The 20511-nt window shown below is 34.5% G+C and carries 31 protein-coding genes and 2 pseudogenes; 3 read left to right on the top strand and 30 right to left on the bottom strand.

From position 1 onward, the window contains the following. From C7Y47_RS23885 to C7Y47_RS23980, 19 genes and pseudogenes are all read right to left on the bottom strand, one after another. Positions 1-635 (bottom strand): annotated as a pseudogene (locus C7Y47_RS23885) (phage tail tape measure protein); the annotation flags it as partial. 16 nt (positions 636-651) lie between these two features. Continuing rightward, positions 652-834, bottom strand: coding sequence for a hypothetical protein (locus tag C7Y47_RS23890; protein ID WP_142511029.1), 183 nt, complete (start codon positions 832-834; stop codon positions 652-654). A 23-nt stretch (positions 835-857) separates the two neighbouring features. Further along, on the bottom strand, positions 858-1187 hold the full coding sequence (locus tag C7Y47_RS23895; RefSeq protein WP_142511030.1) for a hypothetical protein: 330 nt from the start codon (positions 1185-1187) through the stop codon (positions 858-860). Between the two features lie 74 nt (positions 1188-1261). Continuing rightward, a pseudogene (locus C7Y47_RS23905) lies at positions 1262-1866 on the bottom strand (major tail protein). A gap of 2 nt (positions 1867-1868) precedes the next feature. Beyond that, positions 1869-2207, bottom strand: coding sequence for a hypothetical protein (locus C7Y47_RS23910; RefSeq protein ID WP_142511033.1), 339 nt, complete (start codon positions 2205-2207; stop codon positions 1869-1871). Continuing rightward, positions 2204-2428: an HK97-gp10 family putative phage morphogenesis protein gene (locus C7Y47_RS23915; protein WP_142511059.1), complete on the bottom strand. Its 225-nt coding sequence runs from the start codon at positions 2426-2428 to the stop codon at positions 2204-2206. The genes C7Y47_RS23910 and C7Y47_RS23915 overlap by 4 nt, the downstream gene beginning before the upstream one ends. A 100-nt stretch (positions 2429-2528) precedes the next feature. Next, positions 2529-2888, bottom strand: a complete 360-nt coding sequence (locus tag C7Y47_RS23920; protein ID WP_142511034.1) for a phage head closure protein — start codon at positions 2886-2888, stop codon at positions 2529-2531. Next, a complete protein-coding gene (locus C7Y47_RS23925; protein ID WP_142511035.1) occupies positions 2885-3166 on the bottom strand; it encodes a hypothetical protein in 282 nt (93 codons plus the stop codon). Before C7Y47_RS23925 ends, C7Y47_RS23920 begins: the two co-directional genes overlap by 4 nt. 9 nt (positions 3167-3175) lie before the next feature. Continuing rightward, positions 3176-3355: a termination factor Rho gene (locus C7Y47_RS23930; RefSeq protein ID WP_142511036.1), complete on the bottom strand. Its 180-nt coding sequence runs from the start codon at positions 3353-3355 to the stop codon at positions 3176-3178. Between the two features lie 34 nt (positions 3356-3389). Continuing rightward, a complete protein-coding gene (locus tag C7Y47_RS23935; RefSeq protein WP_142511037.1) occupies positions 3390-4529 on the bottom strand; it encodes a phage major capsid protein in 1140 nt (379 codons plus the stop codon). A 25-nt stretch (positions 4530-4554) separates the two neighbouring features. Continuing rightward, on the bottom strand, positions 4555-5325 hold the full coding sequence (locus C7Y47_RS23940) for a head maturation protease, ClpP-related (protein WP_142511038.1): 771 nt from the start codon (positions 5323-5325) through the stop codon (positions 4555-4557). Continuing rightward, positions 5322-6473, bottom strand: coding sequence for a phage portal protein (locus C7Y47_RS23945; RefSeq protein ID WP_142511039.1), 1152 nt, complete (start codon positions 6471-6473; stop codon positions 5322-5324). Before C7Y47_RS23945 ends, C7Y47_RS23940 begins: the two co-directional genes overlap by 4 nt. Before the next feature lie 20 nt (positions 6474-6493). Next, positions 6494-8209 carry a terminase large subunit domain-containing protein gene (locus C7Y47_RS23950; RefSeq protein ID WP_142511040.1) on the bottom strand — a complete coding sequence of 572 codons (1716 nt, stop codon included), beginning with the start codon at positions 8207-8209 and terminating at the stop codon, positions 6494-6496. Further along, the gene (locus C7Y47_RS23955) at positions 8206-8535 is read right to left on the bottom strand and encodes a terminase (protein ID WP_142511041.1); all 330 of its coding nucleotides are present in this window, start codon (positions 8533-8535) and stop codon (positions 8206-8208) included. Before C7Y47_RS23955 ends, C7Y47_RS23950 begins: the two co-directional genes overlap by 4 nt. A gap of 118 nt (positions 8536-8653) precedes the next feature. Further along, positions 8654-9139 (bottom strand): NUMOD4 motif-containing HNH endonuclease, encoded by a 486-nt coding sequence (locus C7Y47_RS23960; RefSeq protein ID WP_255505314.1) that lies wholly within the window; start codon positions 9137-9139, stop codon positions 8654-8656. 1 nt (position 9140) lies between these two features. Beyond that, positions 9141-9443 (bottom strand): HNH endonuclease, encoded by a 303-nt coding sequence (locus tag C7Y47_RS23965; RefSeq protein WP_142511043.1) that lies wholly within the window; start codon positions 9441-9443, stop codon positions 9141-9143. A gap of 5 nt (positions 9444-9448) precedes the next feature. After that, the gene (locus C7Y47_RS23970) at positions 9449-9910 is read right to left on the bottom strand and encodes a hypothetical protein (protein WP_142511044.1); all 462 of its coding nucleotides are present in this window, start codon (positions 9908-9910) and stop codon (positions 9449-9451) included. 109 nt (positions 9911-10019) lie between these two features. Next, a complete protein-coding gene (locus C7Y47_RS23975) occupies positions 10020-10367 on the bottom strand; it encodes a hypothetical protein (protein WP_142511045.1) in 348 nt (115 codons plus the stop codon). Between the two features lie 3 nt (positions 10368-10370). Beyond that, positions 10371-10574: a hypothetical protein gene (locus C7Y47_RS23980; RefSeq protein ID WP_142511046.1), complete on the bottom strand. Its 204-nt coding sequence runs from the start codon at positions 10572-10574 to the stop codon at positions 10371-10373. A 160-nt stretch (positions 10575-10734) separates the two neighbouring features. On the opposite strand from C7Y47_RS23980, the gene C7Y47_RS23985 reads away from it, so the two are divergent. After that, positions 10735-11154: a hypothetical protein gene (locus C7Y47_RS23985; protein WP_142511047.1), complete on the top strand. Its 420-nt coding sequence runs from the start codon at positions 10735-10737 to the stop codon at positions 11152-11154. Between the two features lie 243 nt (positions 11155-11397). On the opposite strand, the gene C7Y47_RS25180 is transcribed toward C7Y47_RS23985, so the two are convergent. The 10 genes from C7Y47_RS25180 to C7Y47_RS24030 all read right to left on the bottom strand — a co-directional run bounded on the left by C7Y47_RS25180 (position 11398) and on the right by C7Y47_RS24030 (position 18337). Further along, positions 11398-11553: a hypothetical protein gene (locus C7Y47_RS25180; protein ID WP_185903597.1), complete on the bottom strand. Its 156-nt coding sequence runs from the start codon at positions 11551-11553 to the stop codon at positions 11398-11400. A gap of 266 nt (positions 11554-11819) precedes the next feature. Then, on the bottom strand, positions 11820-12488 hold the full coding sequence (locus C7Y47_RS23990; protein WP_142511048.1) for a hypothetical protein: 669 nt from the start codon (positions 12486-12488) through the stop codon (positions 11820-11822). 135 nt (positions 12489-12623) lie between these two features. Next, a complete protein-coding gene (locus C7Y47_RS23995; RefSeq protein ID WP_142511049.1) occupies positions 12624-12941 on the bottom strand; it encodes a hypothetical protein in 318 nt (105 codons plus the stop codon). 142 nt (positions 12942-13083) lie between these two features. Beyond that, positions 13084-13596: a hypothetical protein gene (locus tag C7Y47_RS24000; RefSeq protein ID WP_142511050.1), complete on the bottom strand. Its 513-nt coding sequence runs from the start codon at positions 13594-13596 to the stop codon at positions 13084-13086. Between the two features lie 182 nt (positions 13597-13778). Next, entirely contained in the window at positions 13779-14177 is a 399-nt protein-coding gene (locus tag C7Y47_RS24005) for a hypothetical protein (protein ID WP_142511051.1), read from the bottom strand. 72 nt (positions 14178-14249) lie between these two features. After that, complete coding sequence (locus C7Y47_RS24010) at positions 14250-14603, bottom strand: hypothetical protein (RefSeq protein WP_185903598.1); 354 nt, start codon at positions 14601-14603, stop codon at positions 14250-14252. A gap of 16 nt (positions 14604-14619) precedes the next feature. Next, the gene (locus tag C7Y47_RS24015) at positions 14620-15015 is read right to left on the bottom strand and encodes a hypothetical protein (RefSeq protein ID WP_142511053.1); all 396 of its coding nucleotides are present in this window, start codon (positions 15013-15015) and stop codon (positions 14620-14622) included. A 33-nt stretch (positions 15016-15048) separates the two neighbouring features. Next, positions 15049-15450, bottom strand: a complete 402-nt coding sequence (locus C7Y47_RS24020) for a YozE family protein (RefSeq protein ID WP_142511054.1) — start codon at positions 15448-15450, stop codon at positions 15049-15051. 256 nt (positions 15451-15706) lie between these two features. Beyond that, the gene (locus C7Y47_RS24025) at positions 15707-17992 is read right to left on the bottom strand and encodes a phage/plasmid primase, P4 family (protein ID WP_142511055.1); all 2286 of its coding nucleotides are present in this window, start codon (positions 17990-17992) and stop codon (positions 15707-15709) included. A 75-nt stretch (positions 17993-18067) separates the two neighbouring features. Further along, the gene (locus C7Y47_RS24030) at positions 18068-18337 is read right to left on the bottom strand and encodes a hypothetical protein (protein ID WP_142511056.1); all 270 of its coding nucleotides are present in this window, start codon (positions 18335-18337) and stop codon (positions 18068-18070) included. Between the two features lie 185 nt (positions 18338-18522). Here C7Y47_RS24030 and C7Y47_RS24035 point away from each other — a divergent pair, with 185 nt between their 5' ends. Next, a complete protein-coding gene (locus C7Y47_RS24035; RefSeq protein ID WP_142511057.1) occupies positions 18523-19143 on the top strand; it encodes a helix-turn-helix domain-containing protein in 621 nt (206 codons plus the stop codon). A 59-nt stretch (positions 19144-19202) separates the two neighbouring features. Continuing rightward, complete coding sequence (locus tag C7Y47_RS24040; protein WP_142511058.1) at positions 19203-20366, top strand: site-specific integrase; 1164 nt, start codon at positions 19203-19205, stop codon at positions 20364-20366. On the opposite strand, the gene C7Y47_RS24045 is transcribed toward C7Y47_RS24040, so the two are convergent. Beyond that, positions 20308-20511: ATP-binding protein (locus C7Y47_RS24045; protein WP_185903599.1), on the bottom strand; the 204-nt coding region annotated here is incomplete at its 5' end. The two genes, C7Y47_RS24040 and C7Y47_RS24045, sit on opposite strands and share 59 nt — an antisense overlap.

Raw genomic sequence — 20511 nt, forward strand, 5'->3', positions numbered from 1 at the left:
AGTTCTTGAGCCTGACCTCTTAATTTATCGAAATCGGCTCCAGTAGCACCGCTGACAGCTGATACTTTAGACATTTGTTTATCAAAATCCATACCAATTTTAACAACGCCAGCACCCATTGCTACTAATGGAGTTGTGACATACATGGACATGCTTCTTCCAATGTCTCTCATTTTGTCGCCAACAGCCTTCATTTTGTCGCCAGCTTGTTTAGCGGCATTACCAATCTTGTTCCAACTGGATTGTGACCTAGCGAGTTCAGCCTCTTGTTTCCTTAATTCAGCTGAAATAGCTTTCAATTCAGTTTCAGTGCGTGTCATTTCAGCATTTGCACGATTATATTGCTCTGCTAATTTTTGTGTCTTATCAGCATGTTCACCTTGTTCTGCTTTTACTTTTTGGTATTCTTCAGCAAGTTTTTTTACTTTTGTTTTCTGACCTTCTAGTAATCGTCCGTATGCATCTTGCTTTTGGCGTAAACCATCAATTGAGGAACCCCATTCTTTACCTTTGTTTTGAAGCCCTCGTATCTCTTGGCCCATTGCTTTTAGGGTTGTGTTCATGCTTTTAACGGAACGGTCAAACTGTGCATTATCTAATGACAATTTGACCTTTAAATCGCCTACTTCTGCCATTCATTTCACCATCTTTCTACCACTGGACTTGGTCTGCATAAGCACGTGGTACTTGCTCTTCTTCTTTCTTCTTCCAACCTTTGTGAATACTGTGCATATCCCATAGGGCTAGAAGCTTTCGTGGTGTTGTCCTCCACACTTTTTCTTCATCCATCTTCAAATGGACAGTTCCGATGTATATAAAAAAATCCGCTGGCAACTCTTTATCGCCTTGCGGATCGTTTACTTTCCCTCTTCATCTGTGGATGGCATAGCATTACCAAATGCTTGTGTTAGTGCATCAGTTACAGTTGTTATGTTTTTCATGTTGATTAATGCACCAACTTCTTTTTCGGTGATATCGATGTTTTCACCATTCGCCAATCCAACATGTAATAATGCTCGAATCTTTTTAAAATCTTGCTTTTCTAATCCATCGAAAGCTTTCGTAAAATCTCCAAATTTCTCTTGCAGATTACATAAAGCGTTTAAGTCAAAACGTACTTCAAATTCCTTATTTCCTAACGTGATTTTTACGCCTTCATCTTTCATTTCTTGTGCTTTACTAGCCATTAAAATCGCTCCCTTTAATTAAATTTGCATAATAAAAAGAGAGCGAGATTAATCGCCCTCTTAAACTTTTTGTATTAAGGTGTAGGTGTTGTTGCACCTGTGTATACTTTTTTGAACCAATTTTCAATAACTGATGCATCAACACCAGTGTCATCTTCGTCCACAAACATACGCTTAATGCCTTCACCTTTAGAGTTTTTAACGATGTCAGAGTTAACAAATACTCCTTTTACTGATGGTGTATTGTACTCAACGCTTTCACCTTTAGTTTTATAGTTTTCTTCAGGTAGTTGGAAGTTGCCTTTGTAATACCGATATAACGGTACTTGCCGTTTGATTTCAAGCATCGGAATGCTAATGCAATGTTAGGTGCTACATCACCAGATGCGTCAATAACAACACCATCTTCATTTGTTTCTTTACCTAAAATGTCAGCATAAACTGCGTTAGCCAATGCATCAATTTTTAGTTCGATCTCCGTTTCACCTTCTGCTGAAGTGGACTCTGCAGCACCATCATCAGCGTATAAAACAGTGTTAGAAGTTTTTGGTGTAACTTTAGCCTCGATTGCCTTAGCTAGTTTTTGGATTGGATTAGCAAATGCTGTTGTTGCATCTGTACCCCCTGGCTTAATTTTTGTGTAATGAATATCCGATAAACCGATTAATACTCCTGCCATAATTAAATAGCCTCCTTGTTAATGTCATAATAAAAACGATAGGCTTTGTGATATATCTTGGTCTCCTTCTCGTAATCTTCGAAAAAGGAATTCCTCACAAATCCTATCGCTTGTAATTGGTCTCTTACGCTCTCTGTGAGCGCTTCTATATCTCCCTTACCCCCAATATCAACTTGAACTAAATGGCGTGTCATTTGCTCTGTATCGTCAGCCTGTAACGCTCCTCGTTCGTTATATCTAAAGAAGGTAATGTAAGTTGTTTCGGTGCCTGTATACGTCATATACATGACTGGCACCTTTAAAGGTAACAAGGCATCACGAATAATTTTATTAATACTCATAGCCTCATCCTTACTTTTAATTCATTTTTCATAATTTCAATAATACGATTCATTTCACGTTCGAATGTAGGACGCATCCATGGACGAGCACGCATCTTTGATGTGCCCCATTCGTGGAAGTAGAGGTAGAAGGCGTCTGTTGATTGGTTACTAACCCCAATCGATATAGTTCCATCTTCATTTTTATCAGTTCTCGTAAATGCTCTGCCCCTTTTTGCAATGCTGGATCAACAATATTTTCTGGATTTAATCGACGTTGTACTTCTTGTTGTAATTCCTGTAGTCCAAGCATTTCAATATCAAACCCACTCATACTATCACCTACTGATTCTGAATTGTTGCGATAATCGTCTGTGTATTCATTACCTCGTCATCATTCAATACCGCCTGGATATCATAATGTTGTCCTCTGAATATCAATCGCTGTTTCGCATTCAATCCTTGTGTATAGCGAACTATAAAACGGTACGTGTTGGTGTTGATCTCAGCGGACGCGGAAATTGTCTCAGAACCTTTAACCGTTTTGATTTTTGCCCACAATATATGCTTTGTTGTCCATTCCTCAATTGGGTAACCATTTTCATTTACCGATTCGATGTATTCCTGAATTTCAATCTTATTTCGCATTTCTCCAGTGTTTAATTTTTGTGCTTCAACAATCGGCTTTGGAATACGCTTCATTCGTCTTTTTCCTCCATCGCTTTAGCTAAAGATAAATTTACAATCTGCGTTAAAAAATTATCGAAGAAATACTCTAATACATCGTTATAAGCATAGCGTGAGCGTTCGAATACAAGCTCTTTAAAGCGTTCGCTAGTGTTTATATCATAATCACCGCAAATGGCTTGTAAGTCCTCTACAGATGCTTTTAAAATACGAGTTAAATTGTCATCCTCATCATCACTTAACTTCATACGCTCTTTAAATTCAGCTAAAAGTTCTTCTGTGATTTCATTCATTTAACTCACCTACTTCTCTTTTGGCACTTCGTTTTTCTTAATGAAAATCTGACCATATGAATTGTTTGTGGACGACAATACTTTAAGGCGTGTAGCTGTTTGTTTTCTCGCGTCAGGTGCAGGGAAAACGTCACCCTCACGATAAAATCGACCATCTTTATCCTTGAAATTTCGGACTACTTTATACACTGTTATCCCTCCTAAAAGTGGAAACCCCTTAAGATTAAGGAGTTACCGGTAATGTGTAAATCGCTGCTACTTTGTTATCGCGTGGCTTACCAAAGGCGAATGTTTTAGCAATGTGTAAATTGCAATCTTCCACAGCTAACGTTTCTTTATATTCTGTAACCTCAATGCCGCCACCACGGTACGCATCGTAACGATCACTTACAAATGCAACTAACTCACCTTTTGTAGCAAATTCTGATTCGATAAGAATGAAATTGTAAGGAAGTTTTGTAATGTAATCACCTAGTGAGTTTTGGATAGTAAAGTCACCTTTTAAATCCCAAGCATCAGCAGGGTTAATCACTAGTGCGACCTTTCCGCTAACGTTTAAAGGCTTGCCGTTTTCTTTCTCTGATAATTCTTTGCCAATTTCAGCAAATTCTTTAATGATTGTTTTTGGGTCAGCTAATGTCAATTCCCCTGCTGCCGCTTTTTTCGCATGTCCTTTAGTTGGATCTACAGCCGCCGCTAAATCACGAATTAAACCAATCGGTTCTTCTTTTGTAGGACCAGCACCGTTAATAACCGCATTTTCCAATGCCACTGCATACGTTTCTGTGATTTGTGTTTGTACATAAGCTGCTACCCATTTAGGACCGAATTTGGCAAGGTCTTTCGGCAATACAACAAATGCTGTTAATTTAGATTGCGCGATTTTTTCTTGCTTGAATGCCGCGTTCAATTGACCTTTGATGTCTCCGAAAATAGGACCCCATACAGCCGCACCTTCGTATTCCGATGTAATAGCAGTTAATGTAATCGTCCCTAAGTTACGGAAGTTGATTACAGATAAAAGTGGATGGTCACTTGTTAGGTCTTCATAAATACGTTCTTCAATCGTATATGGGAGAACAATTTCATCTTGGAAACCGTCAGAAACAACAACATTGAAGAATTTTGTTTCTTCTGCAGTCATTACATCTGCTCCACGATTCGATAGAATCACTTGATCCATCGTGTTGTTAGCTACTTCGTTTGTAATTTGAGTCGTTAAAGAATTCACTAATGCATCTTGCATATTCACCCAAGCTTCTTCAACTTGCTCTGGCGTGGATTCTTCGTTTTTTACCACGTTAGCGTAATTTAATTTCGCTTTTTCGTAAGCGTCAGTGTGATTGTTTAATTTCATAACCATTATTGGTTACCTCCTAATTTTTGTATTAAAAAAGGAACCCTTTACGCTTGTTAGTCGGTTGTACCGGCTCTGGCGTTGGTTCCTGTTTTTGTTGGTTTGTTAAATTTTCAATTTGATTTTTCATGTCTTGCATTTGATTTTTCAAGTTAGCGATTTCCTTGTCTTTGTTGTCCTCCACAGTTGATGTGGTAGCAGAAGTGGCAAATCCAATTTCGATAGCTTTTGAGGCTCCAAACCATGTTTCAGCATCCACCTTTTCGCGAATTGCTTCTCGGTCTACAGTTGCTTTTGTCATGTAAATATCAATGATACCTTCTTCAAGCTCTTCTAATAGATCAGCTTCACTTCGGAAATCACCTTTAGCACCCCAAACGCCACTAGACGCCTCATGAATCATTATCATGGCACCAAGGCCCATAATTAACTCATCAGCTGCCATAGCGATTACTGACGCAGCTGAACATGCCCAACCATCAACATGAATTGTAATCTTAGCATCATTTTCCTTTTTGTAGTTCATTAGACGATTATAAATTGCAATACCGTCAAATGCGCTTCCGCCTGGAGAATTTAATCGAATAACAAGATTATTTGTACCAGCTTCTTTTAAAGCATTGTCTACATCAATAGCAGAAGTCCATTTCTCGTTCCACCACGACTCACCGATAACACCGTAAATTGTGAGTTCAGAAGTTTTTGCCTCTTCATCATGTTTTACCGCGAAATTATGTGGTACATTTTTTAATTCATCATCGAATTGAGCATTTTTGTAATTGAATAAACGTTTTACCTTCACTGATTTTCACCTCCCTTCGATTTGTCTTCTACAGTTTGATAGTTTTTAGTGATCACATATTTATCAAGCTCTGGATCATCAACACGTTCATCACCAAATTTTTCTCGTACTTCATTTCGGTTATAAGCTCCCGATGCAACCAATTTATCAACGGCCTCTGCATTTTCTGTTACAGACTTCACTTGAATACCAAAAACTTCGATTCGTTTGCCAGATTGATATTCTTTTTTACCTAGCAGCTTCGCATTTAATTCATCACTAATTTTCTTGAGTAATGGATTATAGGTAAATTTGATATATGATTTTAAAGCCGTTTCGTAATCAGACAACGAACCGTGTAAAATTGCTGGCGGAATACCTAGTAACTCTGCTACGTAATCAATAGCTTTATCAAGCACTTTAGTAATGTCATCAATTGAACGACCGCCATTTGAACCATTTGTAATCTCGTCATATTCGAAGCCTTTTAACTTCGGTACGATTGCGAATGCATTTTTACGAAACGCATTAAACATCCTATCGATGAAACTTTGTAGCTTACCAAGATTTTCTTCGTCGAGTTTTTGAGTTGTATCCATTCCAGCTGTAGCACGAACTTGATTCGCAAACATACTTGTCTCAACCATCCGACTGAATAGCTGTGTAAAATCTTCAAACATGCCATTCATAAAGCGTGATAACTTTTCGTTGTTATAAGTTAAATAAATCACTTCATCCATACTAAAGGTTCGCTTGAATGTGAATTCTTTCACTGTTACGTTTTTAAATGTATCTTGGTAAACAGCTCGTTCTTCTCGTATGAAGCTGTCAGCGATAAGTAAATCATCCGAATCACTTACCACGATTAAAACTTCTCGTTCATGAATTAACTTATAAACAGCATCCTGCCAAAAATCCGAAGCGCTCGAGTCTGTATTTGGACGGATGTTTAATAAATAATCCCAGTCATCTCGAATACGTTTTTTGTCTTGCATAATACGGAAATCTGCTTGTGCAACTGTTCTGGCCATAAAATTAATGCAAATCTCCAACGCTAATTGCTTTAAATACGCTCTTTCTTCAACTTCATAACCGAATATTTCGTCTTCCACAGAGTAAGAGGAAGGTATGTCTTTATTGCGCTGAAAAATACTTCCTAACCAACTCACCTTAACACCCCCTCTCTAAGCTAAAAATCAAGTGTTTCTAATGCATCTAAAGTTTCGCTAACATCTGTATCATCTAAATCCCTTGAAGCCCATACAGAGTACAAGAACATCATAAAACCATCTGTTTTACGTTTAACTGCTTCTTTTTTGCGATATTGCTTGTTTCCTTTTGGGTCAAACTTAACCAAGACATTATTTGCATACCATCTCATAATTGGATTGTCGCCCCAAATGATACGACGTTCATCAAACGCTAATTCGATTTTCGGTGCTAATAATGCACTTGCTGCATCAGGATTGCGAATAACTTCAACTTCGAATCCTTCTGCTTCAAACAATGGTTTTAATATCTCCATTCGGAAACTATCCCCAATGATTTTCTTGATGTTCCAACCTTCAGCTTGCTTATCAACAAACCATTTAACAACAATATGAGGATCCATCGATTCTTTGTCCAAGACCTTTAATAACCCTTGCTCTTCCCACTTTCTAATAGGTGCAAATTTACGATGGTCTTTTTTATTGTTGCCCTCTGCTTTTTGCTTGCTATATGCGTAATGCTTATCAGCAAACGGCTTACAAACATACGAATAAGTCAATTCTTTTGGCGTAATAAAGGCTTCGTTCTTAAGAAATGTTAATCCGCATGCTACGAAATCTCGTATGGAAGCATAGTCTACAGAACCAATACACTCTCTATTTTTCAATTGAGTTAAATCATATTCTTGATTAGTTGCTACAATTTTTTCCCACGATGCAACCGATTTTTCTAAATCTACTTTTGGTAAATTCATACGTTTTGTAATGAAATTTTCATATCCCGATGAATCGTTTTCGAGCTTCTTGTATTGCTTCATCACTTTCTTAAATAAAATTTTGGCATAATTACTTAATGGCGGATGAAACTGTGGATTTGCCTTTTGCCACAAATCTGGATTATGCATTTCTTCTTCATCATCAATGCAACACATAAATGGGAATAACGAGTCTTCTCTTACTGATACTTCGCGATTCAAAATGCTCATTGCACGTTCTTTCAAACGATCAATGAAACCATCACGCACAAACCCATCAGTGCCAATAAAAAATTCCCGACTGTCTCGCACTTTGCCGAGACCACCCGAGAATACATCTACTACATCGTTATTTTCATATTCGTGTACTTCATCATAAATAACACAACCATCACGCAAACCATCTTTCGTACTTGCATTTGATGTATGGAATTGAAAAATAGCTTTTGTGTCTACCGATTCAATAACAGCTTTTTGATGTTTGAAATATGACTTCAAATCATCATTCATATCAATCGCATTGTAAACTTCAGTAAATGAAGTTTTAGCTTGTTTTTCACTGTTGGCTACAATTGATACATTGTAAAAATCGATTCCATGCAATTCACTAATAAAGTAATTAGACAACGATGAAATAAAACCATTTTTACCAGCTCCACGAGCCATGTAATAAAAGTGTTCATCAAATACTAAGTCATCTGTTTCCTTGTAACGTAAAAAAACAAAACAAGAAAGAAACTTTTGAAACGACTCTAACTTGAAGTACCATTTTTCAGTGAACTGGATATATTGTTCGATGTGTTTACTATCAAAATAGATATCATCCATCTTCAGAATATCTTTTTCAAGCCATTCAATGAGCAAGATGCGTTCTTTGTTTAAAATGATTTCGCCATCGCGCCACTGACGAATATATTCATTGACGTAACTGTAACTAATCAAATTAAACTACCACGCTTTTCCCCTTCCACAGTTGATGTAGTGGTAGGGGTAGTCGCTTTTAACTTAAACTTAATCGACTTTTCGAGTGCGATAATTTGAGCGTTAATTTTCATCTTCTCGTTCATGCTTGGATGGCTTTTTGTAAAACGCTGCTTACCATTTTCAATAGTAATACTCACACCGTCACGATCAATTACATCGTCACACTTCGCATCGAGCTCATACAGGCGAATTAAATTATTTACCTTCTTTACTTCGAGTAAATCATTTTCATCGACTCTAGCTAGTAGCTGATCTTTTAAATCATCAAGATTCACTTTTTTCATCTAACCCCTCCCCCCTACCTCCCTAATGTGAAGGTTATTTTCTAAATATTTTCAGACAGTTGACCCCACGCCGGTCCCTGGGGTTTTATATATCCCAAAACCTAAAAGGTGGGGGGTATTATTTATCTATAACTAATTGAAGTTTTACATTAGATAAGATATCTTTGTAAGCAGTTTTATATTTAATTGATTCTGCAACATTTTTTGTCACGTTATACTTTTCTATAACTTCTTTCATAAACATATGTCTAACCCAGAAATCATAATAAATATTAATTACTGTATCGCGATCTAACCTTTTTATTAAACCAGTTTTGATAGCATGCATAGTATTTTCTTTTGCTGTTACCCATTCTAAATTATCAATATGATTATTTAACGTGTTTCCATCTTTATGATTTATCTCTGGTTTGTCTTCTGGGTTAGAAATAAAATAAAGCCCAACCAAACGGTGGACTCTATAATTTCTTTTATTTAATTTAATTCGAAGATACTTGCCATCGTGAAGTTCTAACTTTCTTATCTTCTTTGTAGTTTTGTTCCTAACTCTACCATGATTTGATATTTCATAATTATGTCCTTCAATTGTCTTCCATACTTCCAATTCACTCCCACCTTTCGTCATTCCATTTATTCTCTTTACCATCAAATCTGTTATGCCTGCGATTGTGGCAAGCTTTACATAATGTGCGTAGGTTATCTAATTCAAGTGCAAGTTCTGGATGAAATTCAATCTCCTGGATATGATCAATTTCTAATACAGCATCGTGTTTGGTTGTGACTTTACCTTCTCGAGCGCACCATACACATTCGTGGTTATCACGTTCAAGCGCTTCGAGTCGTAGCTTCTGCCAGTTGGATGATTTATAGAAGGAGATTTGTTCTTGCTTTGTTTTGTATTGCTGCATGGTTGTTAGTCGCTGCCTTCTAATCGTGTTGGTAGTTCATCAGCTAAGATATCCTCACCCGTGTATGAATGATTACATCCTTTACATATACGTTGCTCTAAAATATCATCTACAAGGTAATCGTTGTAATTACTCTCACCACATCTTGGACATTCCCATCTGTTATCAATAGCATCCAACTCATCAGCCAATGCTCCTATATGCTTTTCGATTGCTCGTAACTTTAATTGCATTTTGTCTGTGTTTATATCAACTTCGATATTTAGGGATTTGCGTTTGTTAGATTGTTCTTTACCTTTCTCTCGCCAAGCTTGACCAATAGTTTTCATTCCATATATCTCATTTGCACTATTGGCATTTCGTGGTTGCAATAAAGGTTTGCTACAAGTAGGACATTCGCGACGATAACCATCATCAGTCAATCCTAATAAGAATTTATGTTGTCGACCTTCGCACTCAATAACCATTCCTGTTTCTCTCATTACCTCTTCACCCTTCACAATTTATATTTATTTGCATAATAAAAAGACACCCGTTATTCAGATGCCTTCAAGTATTTAATTCTTCAATTGTTCCTCACTGTATCTCTAGCACCTGTGCTTTAAGCTCATCCATCCGAACCTTCAGCTTTTGTTTCATACCATTCAATACTGCGTACTGCTTATCGATTTCAGCTTTGTATTCTTCTTCAGTAAGTCCTGAGTAATCACGTTTGATGATTGATTGATGGTACTGTCTTATTTCCTTTTGCATCATACGTGCTTTTTTATCTGTAACGAAAGCAATGTATTTCTTTTGGCAATGCGGACATTTGAAATATGTTTCGACAACGTAACCTTTGAACTTATGTGCTGGATGCTCGTATTCTTGTAAGTTGATTGTTATTTGGGTTTGACAATCATCACAGACAATTTCGCTTTTCATTGTTCATACCTCCTGATTAAAGTTCTCTTTACAAACAAATTTATCTATAGCTAGAAGTAAATCCACATCATGTTTATTTTCTTTTCTAAGAGGCTTTTTAAATGGAATTGTTTTTCCGTCGTATATAATCTCGCAATCAGCAACCGCCATTCCTTCATCGTCACCTACTATTTGAAACTTACTAAGTTTATATCTTGGTCTGCTCATACCATTCACTACCTCTCAAGGCATAATATCCGATAATCTAACAACTTTATTTTTCAAAAAAGGAAAATTACTTGATATTTACCAAAAATATGGTATTGTAATATTTAGTAAGATTTATAATAAAATCCTACTAATAAAAATCAAAGGGAGTTGTAAAAGTATGAAAAAATTAATTGTAGTTCCGGTAGCTGCTTTAACATTAGGTTTTGGATTTGCAGGTGATATTACAAGTGCAAGTGCAAGTGAAGCTAATATTACTAATACTGTTCCTGTGATGACTAAAATGGCAGCAATTGATCTACTAGTAGACGACAAAGAAACTACAGAAGATGGTTTTTACAATGGCGCATTTGAAGTAGATAGTGGTCGAGATGTTAGAATGTATATTAAAAATAAAGGTAACGTAACTATTACAGTTAAAGTTTATAAAGATGGATCAAGTACTCCTATAGTTAATGAAACAATTAAGGGTAACGGTCATAAAGAACTTACAAAATATTTAAGTTCTGGTGATTACTCTTACAGCATTGATGCAAAAGGTCATGAAGTTGATTTTCAATTTAGAGCAGTAGGATTGTAAATCGCCTACTTTAATTTTTAAAATAGGTCCTTATTAGAAAGTTAAATCCCTGCATTCCGAAATAGAATGTCCTTTAAAGAATATGAGGCTGTCTTCAAAAGTCATTTTTAATTACTTTTGAGACAAGCCTCTTTTTACTTTTCATAGTCTCTTAGTTGTTGCTTTACAATCACCCTTCATCCCTCCACAATTCATAGTAGATGCTCATTAGCTTTTATAGTCTGTTTAGCTTTCGACTTAGGATTAATCCCAAATATTATTAGCATAAAATTGAAACTCTTCTTCATCCCATATAGATTCTATTTCTTTTTTGATTTCTAATGCTTCTGATTCATATTCGGTATTAGATAATAAAGTGATTAATCGTTCTAATGGTTTTAAAACTGCTTCTTTATCCATCCAATCATCCTTTCTTATATCTTCAAGACTGCATCAAACTCTGCCATATCGGTTACTAGTACATGCTAGCGCTCCTAGGTATCTAATGTTCCTGAGTTACTTTTTTGCTCGTAAACTAGTCCGTCATTATTTGTATGGCTGTTTGATACAGTCTTCAAGGCAAAATAAAAGACGATAGTTCAATATGAACCACCGTCCGATATAGGTCTGATTCACCATGCACCAGAGCATAATAAAAAGCCACGCTCGTATGAACGTGACATAAGTTAATATTTAATAACTTTCCGATTCTCTAATTCTTCTAATTGTTCTTTTACATACTGTTCGAAATCAATAAAATCCTTTTCTAATTCATGCATAATCTGAATTAAACCAGGTAAATTATGTGACTTCTGTTCTATAGGTAAATTATTAAAAACTATTATTTCATTATAAGTATGATTCATCAGATGATTCAGCGCTAAAAAATCAAGCATTAATATTTCATTTAACAATCCATCATTGACACTATTTATTTTTTTTACAATCCATAACATAGAAGTCTCAGATGATTTTAATTTGAAATCTATTTCTTCGTTATATTGTTTATTAAAATCTTTTACAAACTCTGCGATGAAATTTATAGCATAATCATTTAGAAATTCTAATTTTTTTAATGTTTTCTTAGTTTGTTCTAAATAAAGCAACTCTTCTTTTTTCTTTTCGTGTTCAATTTGTTTATTCAATTGATAAGTTGCAACAGCATATGCGCCAAATGCCCCTGCAATTCCACCAAACATACTTAACAAACCACTAATAATAGCAATTTTATTTGGTTTTTCAAGTTCATCAACACCTATTTGAAACGCAATAATAGTAAGAACTACTACTACACCAATTGTTAATCCAGCCAATGCAATTAAAACTTTCACTAATAAATTCTCGTTTTTACTCACAACAATACCCCCATAATTTACTAAATTGATAGTATCATGAGAGCAATATAAAGACTACACTCCTATGAATGTAATACTCATTGATTGTGTTAAGCAATAATAAAAAGCCACACCTTTTTAGATGTGACCTCAACTTTATTTTGCTACTTCTGAAATATATTGATTTACATTTTGTAATAATGCTTTTAATTCATTCTGTTCCTTTAAATCCTTAGAATCTGCCAAATCCTCATTTAACAAATTGTATTCGTCTTTTAATGGTTGTCCATACTTTAACCAGTATTTTTCAGGATTCGAAAATTTTCTAGATGATACTTCAATAATTTTCATCCTTGTTGACAAAATTTCCATTTGTTTAGATTTACTATTAAGTATGTTATATAATTCTTCAATCCTTGATTCTAATTCTTCTTTCCATTTTTTTATATCTTCAAGAATATATTCTTCTGACATATATACCACCTCCCATCTACCTATTTATCATATGGCAAATGGAATGTTGTGCCAATAATACAAATCTGATATAAAAAGAGACTACCAATTTAGTAGCCTCTCATACTTGTTTCCGAAATACACGTACAAGCGAACGCGCTTTTTATTTGAATAATGCGATTGCTGATATAATAGTTGCGATTACAGTAATTACTATAGACAATCTATCTTTACTATCATTTGAGCTGTTCTTTATGATTTTTTTTATCGCATTACAGAGCTTAAAAAGCTCATAAAAAACTGATATCCATATTAAAAACAAGAAAGTAATTAAAGTAAAACTATCTAATTCCGCAAGAAGCCTATTATTATTATTAAATGAGTAAAAGTACCAAATAAATGCGAATATATTAATGTATGGCAAGAAAATAATAAAACTCATATTCTTTGGTTTACTATAATAGTAGATTCCTTCAATAAATAATATTAAACCCACTATTAACAATATCATTTCAAATGGTGAATATATTTCAAAAACATTAGATAAAACAGCGTTATGTGTTATAGCCCACTTAGAAGATATTATTGAAAATGCAATAGAGATTCCAATTAAAAAATAGTATTTACCTATACTTTTTGGGTTGATTTTTTTAAATTTTTCAGATCTTTTTTCCATAATAGTCCTCAATATCTAAAGTTTTATTTAATTGTAAGCCATTTGAAAGATAAACAAAAGACCTTACAAAAAATAGTAAGGCCTCCTAGGGGATTTGCTAGTGATTTAACTATCACATTACCATCATATAACGGATTTTCAATAGATTCAGCCACTAGATAGTAAGGTACTATTTTAATACATTACTTAGATGATACTTTTTCAGCGTACTGCATCATACGCATAATATTGGCATGTTTCATCTTGATGTAATTTGTACTGTAATTTAATTCACAAGCAATCATTTCGAGTGTCTTGCCTTCCACATGCTTACGATATAGTATTTTGTATTCAAGGCCTTCGAATGTGCTAATAAGCTTCTTTAAATCATGAAGGTCATTTAATCTATGAGCCAATTCGTATTCGATTGCTTCTATCTTTTCTTCTACATTTGCACCTAATGATTTAGCTTCAAGCTTGTACTTACCTAAGTCATTTACATTTTCCCAACGTGTTAATTCACGTTTTGTTTTATCGAGATTGTATTCAAGGTAAGTAATTTGTTCTTCAAGCTTTCGATAATCCTTTAACCATTCATACATGTTCAGCACCTACCTTGTTTCATTGTTATTCTATAAAAACCTTACATAACATGCAGCATATTTTCTTTTCAATTAAACCCATCCAATACGTGCAGCAGTTTTTTCAATCAGCCATTTACTTTTCTTTAATACCTTACTTCTGGACATATACAGACGATCCGCAATAATTAGCCAATCTTCAATTACGCCACTTGGGTTCCAGTACCTCATTTCAACGATAGTTTTTAAATCTTCGTCTAATTCGCTGTAAATTTGCTCGATGGCATTGGTGATAGTGGTGTATCTTTGTATAAAAGCATCTTCAGCAGGATTTGCATCTGATTGTGAAAGTTCAGATTCGCGATGATACATTCGCTTTTTGTTCTCTTCGAAGTTAGTCCAATAGTTTTCCAGTACTTCTACTTCATATTTTTCTAAACGTTGCATATCATGCATCCCCCTATCAGAATTCATCTTTAATGATTTTCCTGACAATATCGCAATGTTCTGGTGTAGTTAAATCCACTGATACATGTATTGAAGGAATTTTGTATCCTGCTTGAATTTGATCCTTTGTAAATACTCTTTCCTCGTAACACCTAGCCGTACGAACATCATGATAATAAAATGGATTAATTACATGGCTTTCTTCTAATGTTTCCTTCGTAATATGGTGATAGTCGTGACGTTTACCACAAATCGGACATGGATCCACACTTAAAAAGTAATATTTTTGCCCAGGTGCTGTTGCTCGTCGGATGATGCCTGATACTTGCACAATTAATGAAGCACTCTGTTCCGGTGTAATATTTGAAAAAATTCGCTTAAATCTATCTAGTTTCGCTTTACTATTTCGCATGTATAAACACCCCAATAATCGTTTTTTCGAATCTCAATTGTTGTATTCCTCCCAGGCTTCTTTAAATAATCGTTTAGACATCTCACCAGCATTATTTTTAACAAGATAATTAAACATTTCAAAATAATTATTGGTATTTGGAAATGTTTTATCATTTTCAATATCCACTGTTAACCAACCGTATTTACTATAATCTGAAGAATTTACAAGCCAATTTTTGAATGACATTTTTATTCCTCCGTTTTTGTATAAATGCCATGCTTTTTCAAATGACTGTAAACATAAATAACTCGCATTTTGCGAAAGCAAATAATCGTACATCTTATTGTACGAGTTGGTATTTGGAAAATACGGATCTAATTCGTTATCTCTTGCTAAATCCCCAATCGGTGAATCATCGTTGACGTATTGTTTTAACCATTGTTTAAATGTCATCGGCTTTACTCCTTTTCTAGTGAAAATTTTATCTTCCGCAATTTTTTATTCACTCTTGCGATAATCTTGCTCTTTTCTTGCTCTACAAAACATTGATTTAACAACGTTCTTACTACTTATATATATTTCTTGCTTAAACTTAAATAAAATATATAAGGGTGTATGTCATATTAATATTCACACACACTATATAAAGGTTTTCTAGAGGGTAAAAAGCGCAAGAATTGTTTTATGATTTTACAAAAACCCTTTAATATCAAGGGTCCGCTAACTTAAAACCACTTGCGCTATTTCTTGCGCTTTTAGATTTGAAACCTTTACGAGTTTTCTTTTCCCCGTTAATGATGCATTGCTTGTCTTTCCACTCAACATCTAATCTTGTACAAACTAAATCTTTGAATTTTTGATTAGATAAAGGAACAATCATATTATCTCTACACCATTCGCTATAATCTCTGATCACCCTAACTCCTTCAAACTCATTAAAATAATCCAATTTGAACTCTGAAAAGTAATCCGCCCAAATGTCGTTTTGTTCTTCGAATGCATTCAGGATAGCTTCACATTTAGGATTAGGCGTTAATTTTTCTGCACTTGGATTACCTAGCATAGTAAACAATTTTTCTACCGCTAATCTCATAACATACTCACGAGCCGATTGAGAACTAATAAAACGCTGTGTCTCAACATCTGATAAACAGTCTTTATCCTTGCTAAAATTATGATTAAATTCGATGATGTGCAATCGTCTACTAATAGCCCGACCGTTTTCAGTAAATGAAGGCAAGTGATTACTAGCCACAATTAAAGTCGTTGTCATACGAACACTAATCGGATCGTGGCCCTTTTTTTCTATAGAAATGATGCCTCCAGTGATGATGCTTTTTAACTCTCCGCTGTCCTGGATAACGAAATCCGGATTATCATCTGTAATCGAAGCCGCTTTCCCAAACATTGCAGCACTTGCAAAGTTATTTGTCGAAAGTTTATGGGGGCTGATGGAAGCTATGTTCCCACCATCTTTATTAAACGTCTTTTGCACCATGTTCAATATTGAACTTTTGCCGTTAGCTGCAGATTTCCCATAGAGATACCACATTTTGCTGATTAAGATGTCTGGGTATAATACAGCACTGAACATCTCAATTAAATTTTCAATACTCGGCTGATAGTTTTCAGTAACCTTTTTTAATGTTTCATTTACAAATGAATCATAAGCCGTTGGAACATAATTTGTAGGAAATTTTTGTGTAACGAAAATTTTAGGATTATATTGTTCTAATCGTTTATCCTGAAAATTTATCAGCCCATTTCCTACCGCAACATAATTAGAGTCTATTTCCCTTACGATTGGACAAGTTTCTTCGATATATTTAAAAACTTCATTTATTTGTGTACTTTTTAATGTTTCGTCATATCTACGAATTATGCCCTTTACCACTCTGCCAGTTGAATCTTCTTCGTAAACACCCTTATTATTGTTATAAAAATAAAGAGAGCCATGCGCATTAGGATAACGCTTCACATGGAAATCTTTTAAAACCGTTTTACCTAATACATGATGTAAAAAACTTGTTGTACCATTAGCATTTTTTGCAAACCAATCAAATTGTTTTTGAGGTTTTTCTTCTAAAGTAAAAGTATCTTCACATTCTTCAATTGCTTTATTTAATAATTCGATACCATAAGTTACTCCGTTTTGCGGACGGTCAAATTTTTCTCGCATCAAACTACTTTTTCGAAATATCGATTCCATTACCACAAAATCTTTATTGCACCAAAATGATAACGCGTTTGCGAACGACATATCTGCTTCTGATTGAGAGCCAAATAATTGTTCCCAACCTCCAAACATAAACTTCATAAATCGATCGCTATTCTTACTAGCTAATGCGCGCTTAATAATTTCACCTTCTGGAAGTGCTGCCTTACCTGTTTGTCCATTATTTATTTGTGGATTAATATGCTTTTCACGTTTTAGCACCTTATCAAGAAAAGCATTTAATTCCGGACCACCTTCATTAATAGGCAAATTGTTGATTGCTTGACCCGTTATCGAAATATATCTTTTTTGATCATAAATTTCATAACCGGTCTTAGCATCTTTATTTTTGTGCCTTATTTTGTCATGTTTATATTTCACCCACACATGTATTCCTTCACCTGATGGAGAAATTTCTGCATATGACATTGAGGTTATTTCACTTGCTAATGCATCTAAATTGTTAGTGTCCTCTAATCCATCTATATCAATAACCGCGTATTTGTCTGCATCTGAAAGGACGAATCCACTTCCATCATATTGACCGCCTTTGTGGTCACCTTCGTTATACACTTGCATGATGGTTTCGAAATCTCCCCAGGTTGCTAAATCTGTTGAATCTGCTGGAGAACCATTTGATTGAAAAGGTAGTTTATCGAACTTTTGAGTTTCCTCATTGAATACCGCCCTCCACAGAACGAATTGTCTACGCTGCTTTATTTCCTGTGGTATATGTTCTTCTTCAACTAGTAATATTTGTTCTTTCTCTTTTATTGCCACATTTTCACCGCCTTGTTGCTATGACATTGTTGTTAAATCCTGTACACACATGCTCACCAAAGCATTCTTATTTTTCTACCATTCTTGGAAAATCTGTTCGATTACTTCTAGCGCCTTTTCGGCTTTCCACAATCTTTTTCTGCTTCTCTTAATTTCAATTGCTTTCATACGTACATCTGAAAACACATGCTCTTCTAGAAAACGAACTGATAAGCAAGTCAATTCCGCAATTTTAATTGCATCACAGTACCATAATTGAGCAATCATTGATGCGTCTATTTGGCGTCTTATTTCATCTTTAATAAATTTTTCATCAACTGAAATCTCAACCTTTGTTGGAATCACTGATTTCACCTTCTTCTTCAATTTGATAATCGCATATTTCTTGCGAAACCCACTTGCAATAGATTGCAATAAAAATATAACATGAGAAGAAATCGATTGCAATAGTTTGCAATGATAAATAAATTTGCATTTGCAATAAGATGCAATTAGAATAGTTATTAAATAATACTTTAGGAGTGAATGAAGTGAATAAACCGACTGCTGGTGAATTAATTCGAAATGAAAGAAAGTTAAAGGGGCTTTCTATCTCCAAACTTGCTGAATTAACAGAAGTATCACAACCGTATTTATCACAAATTGAAAACGGTAAAAGAAATCCTTCTTATGACATAATCCATAAAATTAAAAGGGTACTCGATATAGACTTTTATCTATTATCATGGGCTTCTGGTTTATATACCGATGCTGAATACAAAGATTACCTTGAACAGAAAGAACAGTTTGATTCAATGACACCCGAAGAAGAAGAAGAAGAATATTTTAACAAGCAAAATAAAGAATTTATTTTTTATGATAAAGTTAATAGGTTTCGAAAACGAAAATATGTACAAATTGAAGATTTTCTAAATAACCAAATAGAAGGTTTTTATATTAGTGGTCATAAATTGACTAGTGATGAAATAAAAATGCTTATCCATCTTTTTGAAAGCAAAGAAAAAAATTATCCTAAAGAATCAGAACTTGAAAACGAATTTAAAGAACTTCAAAAAGAAAGAGTTCAATACAAAAAAAGGTTAAAAGATGCAATTGAAAACGGAAAAATTATGATTGATGTTGATCCGTATTCTGAATACGATTTAGATTAAATTTTAAAATCATCCCTACACACATGCTCACCAAAAGCGATGAAGGGATTGTAAATGAATTGGAATTAGTTAAATCAACAAAAGAAAAGGAAGTCTATTCCTACCTCAATAATAAAGGTGAAAAATTGTGGATGTTCCGCCACAAGTATCATGATGGATTAACAGGTAAACGGAAAGAGAAGAAAAAAAGTGGTTTTAAAACAGAAAAAGCAGCTATTCAAGCCCTTTTTGAAGTGAAGGCTCAAACGCTGCGTGGTGAAACGAAACTTATAGAAAATGATAACATAACTATATCGCAATGGCTTGATGCTTGGCTTGAAATGAATAAAAACAAGTGGAAAGTTACCACAATGAAGCAACGTGAATTAACAGTTAAAAACCATTTAAAGCCACTACTTGGTCACTTTAAACTCCAAAAGCTAGACCGAATAACGTATCAAAAGGTTTTCATTGATAAAATAGAACAAAAATTTAAACCTGGTACCGTTAATTTGTTCCACTCAATTTTTAAAATTGCTATTAATGCAGCTGTTGAAGAAGAATTACTTACACGTAATCGCTTCACGAAAGTTGTTATAAAGAACGAGGCTGAATTGACGAAAGAAACGAATAACTTTTTAACGATTGCGGAGTTAAATGAATTCCTTGATGTAGCAAAAAAGTATGAAAACATTACAAACTATACTTTTTTATTAGTAGCCGTCTATACAGGTATGCGAAAAGGCGAGGCTTGCGGCTTACAATGGCGAAATATAGACTTTAAAAACAACACGATTACCATTGAACGTACACGAGATGAAAAAGGTACACGCACCCCTAAAACTAAAAATAGTTACCGAAAAATTTTAGTTGATAATCTTGTGATTGACCAGCTCAAAAAATATCAAATATGGTGTAAACAAATTTTATTAAAGCATGGTAAGTCATTTGACGATCAACTATTTATATTTATCACTGAATTCAATAACCCAATACATGGTATGGCTATTCATAAATTGTTTAGAGATACTATGTTCAAGGCTGGTATATTAAACGATGATGGCGAGCCTAAAATTACTTTTCATGGTTTACGACATACTCATGCCACGATTTTACTGAATGGTGGACAAAATATAAATGTCAACACCAATATGTACATTTTCGCTCGTTTAAGGATGTACAAAATTACTCGCTTTCCGAGGTTAAATGATGCTTTAATCGGTATGAATCACCAACGATTGTGACAACGCTTGCGTGATGTAAAATACGATCTAATATCGCATTCGCTAATTTCGGTTCAGGAAAAATTTCGTCCCATGATTTGAAGTTCACATTCGTTGTGAAAATCGTGCTACGTTTTTCATAACGTGCATCAATGAGCTGGAAAAA

This window comes from Lysinibacillus sphaericus, from assembly GCF_006864135.1.
GTDB lineage: Bacteria > Bacillota > Bacilli > Bacillales_A > Planococcaceae > Lysinibacillus.